The 10,747-nt window shown below is 53.1% G+C and carries 14 protein-coding genes; 6 read left to right on the plus strand and 8 right to left on the minus strand.

Features of this window, described 5'->3' with window-relative positions; genetic code table 11:
- Positions 1-48: 48 nt before the first annotated feature.
- Both ACIPDS_RS19710 and tilS read left to right on the plus strand, forming a co-directional pair.
- Positions 49-438, plus strand: a complete 390-nt coding sequence (locus tag ACIPDS_RS19710) for a VOC family protein (protein WP_166516242.1) — start codon at positions 49-51, stop codon at positions 436-438.
- Positions 439-500: 62 nt separating this feature from the next.
- Complete coding sequence (tilS, locus tag ACIPDS_RS19715) at positions 501-1,802, plus strand: tRNA lysidine(34) synthetase TilS (protein ID WP_400739468.1); 1,302 nt, start codon at positions 501-503, stop codon at positions 1,800-1,802.
- Between the two features lie 16 nt (positions 1,803-1,818).
- Here tilS and rof read toward each other — a convergent pair whose 3' ends face one another.
- Positions 1,819-2,079 carry a Rho-binding antiterminator gene (gene rof / locus ACIPDS_RS19720; RefSeq protein ID WP_166516240.1) on the minus strand — a complete coding sequence of 87 codons (261 nt, stop codon included), beginning with the start codon at positions 2,077-2,079 and terminating at the stop codon, positions 1,819-1,821.
- Positions 2,066-2,266, minus strand: coding sequence for a YaeP family protein (locus tag ACIPDS_RS19725; protein ID WP_166516239.1), 201 nt, complete (start codon positions 2,264-2,266; stop codon positions 2,066-2,068). Before ACIPDS_RS19725 ends, rof begins: the two co-directional genes overlap by 14 nt.
- A gap of 176 nt (positions 2,267-2,442) precedes the next feature.
- Here ACIPDS_RS19725 and ACIPDS_RS19730 point away from each other — a divergent pair, with 176 nt between their 5' ends.
- The 3 genes from ACIPDS_RS19730 to nlpE are packed head-to-tail and all read left to right on the plus strand — an operon-like array spanning position 2,443 to position 4,136.
- Positions 2,443-2,988, plus strand: a complete 546-nt coding sequence (locus ACIPDS_RS19730) for a YaeQ family protein (RefSeq protein WP_166516238.1) — start codon at positions 2,443-2,445, stop codon at positions 2,986-2,988.
- Positions 2,985-3,398 carry an alternative ribosome rescue aminoacyl-tRNA hydrolase ArfB gene (gene arfB / locus ACIPDS_RS19735; RefSeq protein WP_400739473.1) on the plus strand — a complete coding sequence of 138 codons (414 nt, stop codon included), beginning with the start codon at positions 2,985-2,987 and terminating at the stop codon, positions 3,396-3,398. Before ACIPDS_RS19730 ends, arfB begins: the two co-directional genes overlap by 4 nt.
- Positions 3,399-3,434: 36 nt before the next feature.
- Positions 3,435-4,136, plus strand: a complete 702-nt coding sequence (nlpE, locus tag ACIPDS_RS19740) for an envelope stress response activation lipoprotein NlpE (protein WP_400739476.1) — start codon at positions 3,435-3,437, stop codon at positions 4,134-4,136.
- 109 nt (positions 4,137-4,245) lie between these two features.
- On the opposite strand, the gene proS is transcribed toward nlpE, so the two are convergent.
- The 6 genes from proS to metN all read right to left on the minus strand — a co-directional run bounded on the left by proS (position 4,246) and on the right by metN (position 9,831).
- Positions 4,246-5,964, minus strand: a complete 1,719-nt coding sequence (gene proS, locus ACIPDS_RS19745; protein WP_400739479.1) for a proline--tRNA ligase — start codon at positions 5,962-5,964, stop codon at positions 4,246-4,248.
- A 112-nt stretch (positions 5,965-6,076) separates the two neighbouring features.
- Entirely contained in the window at positions 6,077-6,784 is a 708-nt protein-coding gene (gene tsaA / locus ACIPDS_RS19750; protein WP_400739482.1) for a tRNA (N6-threonylcarbamoyladenosine(37)-N6)-methyltransferase TrmO, read from the minus strand.
- Positions 6,781-7,185 (minus strand): Rcs stress response system protein RcsF, encoded by a 405-nt coding sequence (rcsF, locus tag ACIPDS_RS19755; RefSeq protein WP_166516233.1) that lies wholly within the window; start codon positions 7,183-7,185, stop codon positions 6,781-6,783. The genes tsaA and rcsF overlap by 4 nt, the downstream gene beginning before the upstream one ends.
- A 112-nt stretch (positions 7,186-7,297) precedes the next feature.
- Positions 7,298-8,113: a methionine ABC transporter substrate-binding lipoprotein MetQ gene (gene metQ, locus ACIPDS_RS19760; RefSeq protein ID WP_166516232.1), complete on the minus strand. Its 816-nt coding sequence runs from the start codon at positions 8,111-8,113 to the stop codon at positions 7,298-7,300.
- A gap of 40 nt (positions 8,114-8,153) precedes the next feature.
- Positions 8,154-8,807, minus strand: a complete 654-nt coding sequence (locus ACIPDS_RS19765; RefSeq protein WP_166516231.1) for a methionine ABC transporter permease MetI — start codon at positions 8,805-8,807, stop codon at positions 8,154-8,156.
- The gene (metN, locus tag ACIPDS_RS19770) at positions 8,800-9,831 is read right to left on the minus strand and encodes a methionine ABC transporter ATP-binding protein MetN (protein WP_400739486.1); all 1,032 of its coding nucleotides are present in this window, start codon (positions 9,829-9,831) and stop codon (positions 8,800-8,802) included. Before metN ends, ACIPDS_RS19765 begins: the two co-directional genes overlap by 8 nt.
- Positions 9,832-10,019: 188 nt before the next feature.
- On the opposite strand from metN, the gene gmhB reads away from it, so the two are divergent.
- Complete coding sequence (gmhB, locus tag ACIPDS_RS19775; RefSeq protein WP_166516229.1) at positions 10,020-10,583, plus strand: D-glycero-beta-D-manno-heptose 1,7-bisphosphate 7-phosphatase; 564 nt, start codon at positions 10,020-10,022, stop codon at positions 10,581-10,583.
- Positions 10,584-10,747 lie beyond the last annotated feature (164 nt).

Genomic DNA, 10,747 nt, shown 5'->3' on the forward strand with positions numbered 1-10,747 from the left:
GCGGTCTGCGCGGTTAACGTGCTGGTACAAGGTTAACGGAGAACATTCATGCTGGGATTAAAACAGATTCATCATATCGCTATTATCGCGACCGATTACGCCGTCAGTAAGGCCTTTTACTGCGACATCCTCGGGTTTACGTTGCAAAGTGAGGTGTACCGGGAAGCCCGTGATTCATGGAAGGGTGATCTGGCGTTAAACGGTCAGTATGTGATTGAGCTGTTCTCGTTCCCTTTTCCTCCCGCGCGCCCGAGCCGCCCCGAGGCCTGCGGTCTGCGACATCTGGCGTTCAGCGTTGACGACATCGACGCCGCCGTTGCGCACCTGAAAAACCACGGTGTAGCCTGTGAAGAGATTCGCGTTGATCCGTATACCGATAAGCGTTTTACTTTCTTCAACGATCCTGATGGCCTGCCGCTGGAGCTTTATCAGCAGTAAGGCTTGTCAGTTTCAGCCCGGGCGGGTAACTTGCCGGGCAATACCTCTTTTATGATGCGACGATGACTCAACCTTCACTTGTGCAACGACTCTCCCCGCACCGTCAGTTTCTGGTGGCATTTAGCGGCGGCCTGGATTCCACGGTGCTCCTGCATCAACTGGTCTGCTGGCGGCAACAGGACCCTTCCGTTGTGCTACGGGCAATTCATATCCACCACGGTATCAGCGCCAATGCCGATAGCTGGGTAACACATTGCCAGCAGGTATGTGAAAAATGGCAGGTGCCGCTGGTGGTTGAAAGAGTCCAGCTTGCGCAAAGTGGGGCGGGGCTTGAAGCTGAAGCCCGGCAGGCGCGTTATCAGGCTTTCCGCGAGACGTTGCAGGCCGGGGAAGTATTGCTGACTGCCCAGCATCAAGACGATCAAAGTGAAACCTTGCTACTGGCCCTCAAGCGCGGCAGCGGCCCGGCGGGATTATCGGCGATGCCGTTCGATGCGCCGTTTGCCCATACGCGGCTGATACGTCCTTTGCTGCATGACTCGCGCGAGTCGCTGCTTAGCTGGGCGCAAAAATATGCGTTGACGTGGATTGAGGATGAGAGCAATCAGGACGACACCTACGACCGTAACTTCCTGCGCTTACGCGTTTTGCCCCAGCTCAATGCTCGCTGGCCGCATTTTGCTCATGCCGTGGCGCGTAGTGCGGCGCTGTGCGGTGAGCAGGAGCAGTTACTGGATGAGCTGCTGGCAGATGAACTTTCGCGGTTGCAGTCAGACGAAGGGGCGCTGGCCATTGCACCGATGGTAACGATGAGCGCACCGAAGCGTGCCGCTATCCTGAGACGCTGGCTGTCGTTACATCATGCGCCAATGCCGTCGCGTGAAATGCTGACGCGAATTTGGCATGAAGTGGCGCTAGCGCGGGAAGATGCAACGCCGTGCGTGCATTCCGGTGGCTTTGAGGTGCGGCGCTTTCAGCAGCAGTTGTGGTGCGTAAAAGCGCTACCCGGGCAAACGGATACGGTATTGGCCTGGCCTGATACCACAGCCTCTCTTTCTCTACCCGATAGCCTCGGTGAATTATCGCTGGTGGCGGGGGGCGATATCCGCGCTCCGCACCAGGATGAAGCGGTCACGGTGCGTTTTAACGCTACGGGGAAACTGCATATCGTTGGTCGCAACGGTGGGCGCAAGCTAAAGAAGATCTGGCAGGAACACGGCGTACCGCCCTGGCTGCGCGACACCACGCCATTGCTATTTTATGGGGAAACATTAATCGCCGCTGCGGGGTACTTCGTCACGCATGATGGAGTTTGTGAAGACGGGAACGGCGTGGCGCTGCGATGGGAAAAAACGGGCGGCTAAGCCACCCGTTGTTCAATTATGATTCGCTGACCACCACGGTGCCGATTTGCGGGTGGCTAAAGCTGGTTATACGGTCAAGCCGCAGTTCGCGGAGTTCGCCCGCGCTATCGACGACCAGATACTCGACGTTCTTTCGAGAGAGCAGGTCGCGTGCTTTAGCTTGCAGCACTTCACCATCTTTCAGTTCCAGTGCCAGAACAAGGTGGTGCTGGCAGGCAAGCTCGAGATTGTCATAGTCATCGCAATTGATGGGTTGATAAGTATCATTCATCGACATAATCGCTCACCAGTAAGTTTGCCGCTGCATAAGCAGCTTTATCCCTGACTGACGCGCTAAGGGCGTCATCTGCCGCAACGTCGTTCAAAACTTTAAGCACACAGCCCAGCGCATCCGGGATATACCCTAAGTCACCGCTGGCAATTTCCGCATAGCGTTGACGAATTAAATCACAATAATTGTCCACATGCCCTCCTGTCAGCGCTTCAATTAAGCCTATGAAGATAATCTCTGTTTAGCAAGGTGACTATATCATACTCATTTAAGCATTATCAGCGAGATGAGCGTCGGCTAATGCAATTGGGGACAGCCTTTTGCCCTTGATTTCGCTACAATGGCTGCCATTTTTCGCAGGAGTTTCCCATGGCGCTGAAAGCAACGATTTATAAAGCGGTGGTCAATGTGGCGGATATCGACCGTAACCAGTTTCTGGACGCGTCTTTAACGCTGGCTCGCCACCCTTCCGAAACCCAGGAGCGCATGATGCTGCGCCTGTTGGCGTGGATTAAGTATGCAGATGAGCGTCTGCAGTTTACCCGTGGCCTGTCGTCTGAAGATGAGCCGGAAGTCTGGCTGCGCAACGATCATCTGGGCATCGATTTGTGGATTGAGCTGGGTCTGCCGGACGAACGTCGCATCAAGAAAGCCTGTAGCCAGGCGCAGGATGTGGCGCTGTTTACCTACAATAGCCGTTCAGCGGAAATCTGGTGGCAGCAGAACCAAAGCAAGCTGGCGGGCTTTAAGAATCTAAGTATCTGGTATCTGGATGATGAGCAGTTGGCCAAACTCAGCGCCTTCGCCGAGCGCACGATGACGTTACAAGCTACACTTCAGGAAGGCGCTATCTGGTTATCAGACGCTCAGAATAATCTGGAAATTCATTTTACCGCGTGGCAGACGCCTGCATGATTACGCTTTCCGGGCAGGTCAGTATTTCGGATGATGAGTTGACCCTCACGGCCATCCGGGCGCAGGGCGCGGGCGGTCAGCATGTGAATAAGACCTCCACGGCGATTCATTTGCGTTTTGACATCCGAGCTTCCAGCCTGCCAGAGTATTATAAAGAGCGCCTGCTTGCCGCCAGCCACCACTTAATTTCTGCTGACGGTGTGATTATCATTAAGGCGCAGGAGTATCGTAGCCAGGAGATGAACCGCGAAGCGGCAATTGCTCGCCTGGTTGCGCTTTTTCAAACGTTAACAACCGAACAGAAGAGTCGTCGCCCTACGCGCCCAACCCGGGCGTCGAAGGAGCGGCGATTGACCTCAAAAGCGCAAAAATCTTCGGTGAAATCAATGCGCGGGAAAGTTCGCTATTAAGCTGAACGTGGATGTCATAAGAATAAGGAATTGAGGGTGAAAAAAGCGATATTAGCCATTGCGGCTACGGGGATGTTATTTGGGCTTTTCGGCTGTAATAACGCGGATATGGCGGCATCAAAACCGACACAGGCGGCCGAATTAACGCCAATGCAGCAGAGCTGGCGCGGTGTGATTCCGTGTGCCGACTGCGAAGGAATCGAAACCTCGCTGTTCCTTGATAAGGACGGCACCTGGGTCATGAATGAACATTATCAGGGCGTAGATCGTGAACCGTCCTCATTTGCATCTTACGGCAAGTGGGCGCGTACCGCCGATAAGCTGGTGCTGACCGATAGCGAGGGTGAGAAATCTTTCTATCGCGCGAAGGGCGATAAGCTTGAGATGCTCGACCGCGAAGGCAATCCCATTGAATCTAAGCTGAACTATACGCTTGAGCCGGTGAAAGCCAGCCTGCCGAAGACGCCAATGGCGATGCGCGGGATGTACTTCTATATGGCGGATGCCGCTACCTTTACCGACTGTGCCACCGGTCAGCGCGTCGCGGTAGCCAACAACGCGCAGCTGGAGCGTGACTACGCTGCCGCTCAGGGTAGCGATAGCAAACCGGTGTTGTTAGTGGTGGAAGGGCACTTTACTCTTGAACCCAATCCCGATACCGGTGCGATGGTGAAAACCCTGGCGACCGATAAAGCTGGGAAGTTTGCCTCCGATAAAGACTGTTCCAGCCCAAGATAACCGCATTGTTCGACCAACATGAATGCCAATAAAAAGCCTCGCAAATGCGAGGCTTTTTTTGTCGCCCGGACGAGGCGTTAACGCCGACTCCGGGAAGGCACCGAGCTGATTAGCCCTTAATGGCTTTAACCAGGTAATCGACGATGTCGCCGGTTTTAATCAGCTGTTTGTCACCGTTACGACGGTATTTGTATTCGATGTCGTCGTTGTCGAGGTTACGGTCACCCAGCACGATGGTGTGCGGAATACCGATAAGCTCCATATCAGCGAACATCACGCCTGGACGCTCTTTACGATCGTCCATGAGCACTTCGATACCCAGACCACGCAGTTCAGCGTAGAGCTTCTTAGCGAGTTCCTGCACACGGTAAGACTTGTGCATATTCATTGGCAGAATAGCGACCTGGAATGGCGCAATCGCGTCCGGCCACAGGATACCGCGATCGTCAAAGTTCTGCTCGATAGCTGCGGCAACCACGCGAGTTACCCCGATCCCGTAGCAGCCCATGGTCAGAGTCTGATTACGACCGTCTTCACCCTGCACGGAAGCTTTCATCGCTTCAGAGTATTTGGTGCCCAGCTGGAAAATGTGGCCGACTTCGATACCACGTTTAATCAGCAAGGTGCCTTTACCGTCCGGGCTTGGATCGCCTGCGACAACGTTGCGGATATCAGCAACTTCTGGCGTAGCGACGTCGCGGTCCCAGTTAATGCCGAAGTAGTGTTTGCCATCGATGTTGGCGCCCGCCGCGAAATCACTCATCACCGCAACGGTGCGGTCGATAACGACTGGAATCGGCAGGTTAACCGGGCCAAGAGAACCTGGGCCTGCTTTGACTAACGCACGGATTTCTTCTTCAGTCGCAAAGGTCAGCGGACTCGCAACCTGCGCCAGTTTCTCGGCTTTCACTTCGTTCAACTCATGATCGCCACGCACCAGCAGGGCAACCAGCGGAGATTTGCTGCCTTCTACCGCTTTCACCAGCAGGGTTTTCACGGTTTTCTCGATTGGCAGATTGAACTGTTCTACCAGCTCGGCGATGGTTTTCGCATTCGGCGTATCAATCAGGGTCATTTCCTGAGTCGCTGCTGCGCGAGGTTCTTTAGGCGCAACCGCTTCAGCGAATTCGATGTTGGCGGCGTAGTCAGAAGAATCAGAGAAGATCACATCATCTTCGCCGCTTTGTGCCAGCACCTGGAATTCATGGGAAGCGCTGCCGCCGATTGAGCCGGTATCAGCCTGTACCGCACGGAAATCCAGCCCCATACGGCTGAAGATTTTGCTGTAAGCCGCATACATCGCGTCGTAGGTTTCCTGCAGGGATTCCTGAGAAGTATGGAAAGAGTAGGCATCTTTCATCAGGAATTCACGGGAGCGCATGACGCCGAAACGTGGGCGCACTTCGTCACGGAATTTGGTCTGGATCTGGTAGAAGTTCAGCGGCAGCTGTTTGTAAGAGCTCAGCTCATTACGAATCAGGTCGGTGATGACTTCTTCATGCGTTGGGCCGAGGACAAACGGACGATCGCCACGGTCAGCAATACGCAGCAGTTCCGGCCCATACTGTTCCCAGCGACCGCTCTCTTGCCATAGTTCAGAGGGCTGAACTACCGGCATTAACACCTCGATAGCACCGGCGTTGTTCATCTCTTCACGCACGATGTTTTCGACTTTTTTCAGGACGCGCACGCCGGTGGGCAACCAGGTGTATAACCCGGAGGCCAGCTTGCGGATCATCCCGGCGCGCAGCATCAGCTGGTGGCTGATAACCTCGGCGTCGGCAGGTGTCTCCTTCAGGGTGGAGAGCAGGTATTTGCTAGTACGCATGTTGTTACGGTTCCAGTTGGACGACAGAACAGGCTCAAAATGAGCCTGATATAAAAACAAAGTGATTCAGTGTACCAGTGAGAAAGGGATGTCAAAAGAGAGCGTAGAGAAATTACCGGTTTTCCAGGGCAAAGACTTCAAATCCCGATGATGTCACGCGCCAGCGAACGTTAAAATCGAGTAGCCAGACGGCGTAGGTTTTCCCCTCTTCCTCGTTTTTACGATAGGCCGGACGGGGGTCTTGCGCCAGTACTTCGGCAATAAACTGACGAAGGTGCGGATAACGTTTCTCAAGCCCGATAAGCACCGGGGTTAACTCGGCACTGAAGGTGACATCTACACCGGCATTTGGTGCATCCTGAGCATAGCTGGCCCGCGCTTCAGGCAACGACTCGGCGAAGGGAAGATACGGCTTGATATCGACGACCGGCGTACCGTCAACCAAATCCAGCCCACCGAGCTCCAGTATAACCTGCTCTTTGTGGCAGCGAATATTGCGCAATTCCACAAGGGACATGCCAATCGGATTGGGGCGGAAGGTTGAGCGCGTAGCAAAGACGCCCATCCGCGCATTGCCGCCAAGACGGGGAGGGCGCACGGTCGGGCGCCAGCCGCCTTCCATCGTTTGATGAAAGACAAACAGCACCCAAAGGTGGCTAAAGCCCTCCAGGCCGCGTACGGCGTCGGCCTGGTTATAGGGAGGCACAAGATGCAGCTCTCCGCTGCAACTTTTGACCAGTCCAGGCTGACGGGGTACGGCAAACTTCTCTTTATAAGGAGAGCGGATAACGCCTATTTGCTCAAATGAGAAATTGCTCATTTAGCGCTAACGTTAAGGGCTGTTCCTAAGCATACCGCCTGACGATAGCAACCCGGCGTACCGCTGGTAATTTCACAGCTGTGTAGCAACACGGCGTTCGCTTTCATTTTGGAGGCATTAATCTGCATGCGTTTGCGGGCAGTTGGAATATTCGGCGGCGAATCCTGGTTTGTTGCCTGGCATGAGTCACCGGACACATCGCCCAGTTCACGGAAAGGCTTACCAACCAAATCTTCGGCATTGGTTATGATTCTAACGGGGGCAGCACGGGGTGCTTTAGGTTTTGCGGTCTCCGTCTTGACGGGGGTCGCAGTGCTTTTAGGAGGTTCAACGGGAGATCTGTTTAGCATGGAACAGCCACCTAACAGGAGTGCTAATAAACAGACCGGTAAAGCACGCATAATAATTCCTCTATAAAGGGTAGACCTGGTGGGCTATTGAATCAGGTGCTTGCATAAATGACAAGACGGGCATGCGCCCGTCTTTATAAGAAATTATTTATGGGTAATAAAATTACCAGCCTTTAACAGCGCCGCCGTTAAAGATTTTGTTTGCCGCTTCGTACACTTCGTCTGACTGGTAGGCCTGAACGAATTTCTTCACGTTTTCAGCGTCTTTGTTATCTTCACGTGTCACGATCATGTTCACGTAAGGAGAGTCTTTACCTTCAACAAAGATACCGTCTTTCGCTGGCGTCAGGTTGATCTGGCTGGCGTAAGTGGTGTTGATGACCGCCAGCGCAATCTGTGCATCGTCCAGAGAACGTGGCAGCTGTGGTGCTTCCAGTTCAACAATCTTCAGGTTTTTCGGGTTCTCAACGATATCCAGTGAGGTTGGCAGCAGGCCCACGCCATCTTTCAGTTTGATTAAACCCTGAGCCTGCAGCAGCAGCAGAGTACGGCCGAGGTTAGTTGGGTCGTTAGGAACCGCAATCTGGGAGCCCGGCTGCAGTTCGTCCAGAGATTTGATTTTTTTGGAATAGCCAGCAATCGGGTACACGAAGGTGTTACCGACGGAAACCAGTTTGTAGCCACGATCTTTAATCTGCTGATCCAGGTATGGTTTGTGCTGGAAGGCGTTCGCGTCGATATCACCTTTGCTCAGCGCTTCGTTCGGCAGAACGTAATCGTTGAACGTGACCAGTTCGACATCCAGGCCATATTTTTCTTTCGCCACTTTCTGTGCGACTTCAGCAACCTGCTGTTCTGCACCGACAATCACGCCGACTTTAATATGATTTGGATCTTTTTCATCTTGACCGCAACCAACAAGTGCCAGAGAACCAATCAGAGCACCCACTGCCGCAAAGGTTTTAAAATTGAACGCCATGCTTATTTCCTTAAACTTTTGAGTTGTGTTGTGTGTAACGCTATTTATGAGTCACTGACCGAACGATACGATCGCCAGATAATTGAATTAAATAAACCAGAACAACAAGCAATACCAGCACTGTATTCATCACGGTCGCATTATAGCCAATGTAACCGTATTGATAACCAATCTGCCCCAGACCACCGGCACCGACGGCGCCACCCATGGCGGAGTAACCGACCAGCGTAATCAGGGTAATCGTCGCGGCGTTCACCAGACCCGGCAGGGCTTCAGGCAGCAGCACTTTACAGATGATCTGCATTGGCGTTGCTCCCATTGCACGAGAAGCTTCAATAAGGCCACCGGGAATTTCCAGCAGGGCGTTTTCGACCATACGGGCGATGAACGGTGCTGCACCCACGGTCAGTGGCACAATGGCCGCCTGAAGACCGATAGACGTTCCCACAATCACCCGAGTGAACGGAATCATCCACACTAGTAAAATAATGAATGGGATGGAGCGGAAGATATTCACCAGCGCGGAAAGCACGCGATAAAGTTTGCCGTTCTCGATGATTTGCCCTGGACGCGTAACATATAAAAGCACGCCAACCGGCAGACCAATCACGAAGCCGAAAAAGCCCGACACGAATGTCATCGCCAGCGTTTCCCAGACGCCACGCGCCAGTAACCACATCATGGCCTCAGACATAACCCAATACCTCTACTTTTACATGGTGTTGCTGCAACCAGGCGATAGCTGCTTGCGTATCTTCAGGGGTGCCGTGCATTTCGGTAAGCATAATGCCGAACTTCACGCCGCCCGCGTAATCCATCTGCGCGCTAATAATGTTGTTATTGACGTTGAAACGACGCGCTGTTTCCGACAGCAGCGGGGCATCGACCGAATGACCGGTAAATTCCATACGCAGCATTGGCACGCTATCGGCAGTTTGCTGTTCTTTCAGGCGAGCCTGATAGTCTTCTGGAATATCCAGATGCAGCGTGGCCTGAATAAACTGTTGCGCCAGCGGCGTTTTCGGATGGGAGAACATTTCGCTCACCGTATCCTGTTCAATCAGTTCACCGTTGCTGATGACGGCGACGCAGTCGCAGATGCGCTTTACGACATCCATTTCATGGGTAATGAGCAAAATGGTCAAACCCAGACGACGGTTAATGTCTTTCAGTAGTTCAAGAATAGAGCGAGTTGTTGCCGGGTCGAGCGCGCTGGTGGCTTCATCGCACAGCAATACCTTTGGATTGCTCGCCAGTGCACGCGCAATGGCGACGCGCTGTTTCTGCCCACCGGACAGGTTCGCCGGGTAGCTATCGTGTTTATCAGCCAGACCGACGAGATCCAGCAGCTCGGTGACACGACGTTTGATTTCATCTTTTGGCGTGTTATCAAGTTCCAGAGGAAGCGCGACGTTACCAAAAACGGTCCGTGAAGAGAGCAGGTTAAAGTGCTGGAAAATCATGCCGATCTGACGACGTGCTTTGGTCAATGCCGCTTCAGATAAGGCAGTCAGTTCCTGGCCGCCGACTTCTACGCTACCTTCGGTAGGGCGCTCAAGCAGGTTGACGCAGCGAATCAGCGTACTTTTACCCGCACCAGATGCGCCAATGACGCCATAAATTTGTCCGGCGGGCACATGCAGGCTGACGTTATTCAGCGCCTGTATTGTACGGTGGCCCTGCTGGAACACTTTTGTAATATTCGAAAGTTTAATCATTAGATTATTTATTATCGGTTAGGTGTTATCCACGGCATATTGTTCTGCCAGAGACGGGCGATGACCGTCAACAAAACGGATGTTAAGGCATCTAGACGGCTAAATCAATCTTCTTTATGCGATCGGCAGTTTCTTGCCTGGCGAAACATGCGATAATAAAGGCACATGCATTTTTCAGGAGTGACACGGTGGCAAAGTCCGTACCCGCAATTTTTCTCGATCGTGATGGCACAATTAATGTCGATCACGGCTATGTCCATGAGATCGATAATTTCGAATTTATCGATGGCGTCATCGATGCGATGCGTGAACTCAAAGAGATGGGCTATGCCCTGGTGCTGGTCACCAACCAGTCTGGTATCGCTCGCGGGAAATTTACCGAAGCGCAGTTCGAGACGCTGACGGAATGGATGGATTGGTCATTGGCCGACCGTGGTGTTGATCTTGATGGTATCTATTTCTGTCCGCACCACCCGCAGGGGAGTGTAGAAGAGTACCGCCAGGTGTGTGACTGCCGTAAACCGCACCCGGGCATGTTGAAGTCAGCGCAGGAGTATCTGGGCATCGATATGGCTTCTTCTTATATGGTAGGCGATAAAATTGAAGACATGCAGGCGGCGGCTGCGGCGAACGTTGGCATGAAAGTGCTGGTACGTACTGGCAAACCTGTCACTGAAGAGGCTGAAAAAGCCGCCGACTGGGTGATTAACAGCCTGGCAGACCTGCCTGCGGCAATCAAAAAGCAGAAATAAGCGGCAAAAAGGCGAAAAGGTGAGCGGTTGAAAGAAAAATGCATTTTTCCTCTTGTCAGCCTGAATTAACTCCCTATAATGCGGCCCCACTGAGACGGAACAACGGCAAACAAGCCGCCGGGTCAGCGGGGTTCTTAAGAGAACGCCGGCAGAGAAAAGCGAAA

Origin of the sequence: Kluyvera sp. NPDC087067 (assembly GCF_044745165.1) — a bacterium.
Classification (GTDB): Bacteria; Pseudomonadota; Gammaproteobacteria; order Enterobacterales; family Enterobacteriaceae; genus Kluyvera.

Excerpts from the sequence above, each read along its gene's own strand:
- ACIPDS_RS19710 (WP_166516242.1), top strand. The coding sequence starts at position 49 with ATGCTGGGATTAAAACAGATTCATCATATCGCTATTATCGCGACCGAT.
- tilS (WP_400739468.1), top strand. The coding sequence starts at position 501 with ATGACTCAACCTTCACTTGTGCAACGACTCTCCCCGCACCGTCAGTTT.
- rof (WP_166516240.1), bottom strand. The coding sequence starts at position 2,079 with ATGTCGATGAATGATACTTATCAACCCATCAATTGCGATGACTATGAC.
- ACIPDS_RS19730 (WP_166516238.1), top strand. The coding sequence starts at position 2,443 with ATGGCGCTGAAAGCAACGATTTATAAAGCGGTGGTCAATGTGGCGGAT.
- arfB (WP_400739473.1), top strand. The coding sequence starts at position 2,985 with ATGATTACGCTTTCCGGGCAGGTCAGTATTTCGGATGATGAGTTGACC.
- proS (WP_400739479.1), bottom strand. The coding sequence starts at position 5,964 with ATGCGTACTAGCAAATACCTGCTCTCCACCCTGAAGGAGACACCTGCC.
- tsaA (WP_400739482.1), bottom strand. The coding sequence starts at position 6,784 with ATGAGCAATTTCTCATTTGAGCAAATAGGCGTTATCCGCTCTCCTTAT.
- rcsF (WP_166516233.1), bottom strand. The coding sequence starts at position 7,185 with ATGCGTGCTTTACCGGTCTGTTTATTAGCACTCCTGTTAGGTGGCTGT.
- metQ (WP_166516232.1), bottom strand. The coding sequence starts at position 8,113 with ATGGCGTTCAATTTTAAAACCTTTGCGGCAGTGGGTGCTCTGATTGGT.
- ACIPDS_RS19765 (WP_166516231.1), bottom strand. The coding sequence starts at position 8,807 with ATGTCTGAGGCCATGATGTGGTTACTGGCGCGTGGCGTCTGGGAAACG.
- metN (WP_400739486.1), bottom strand. The coding sequence starts at position 9,831 with ATGATTAAACTTTCGAATATTACAAAAGTGTTCCAGCAGGGCCACCGT.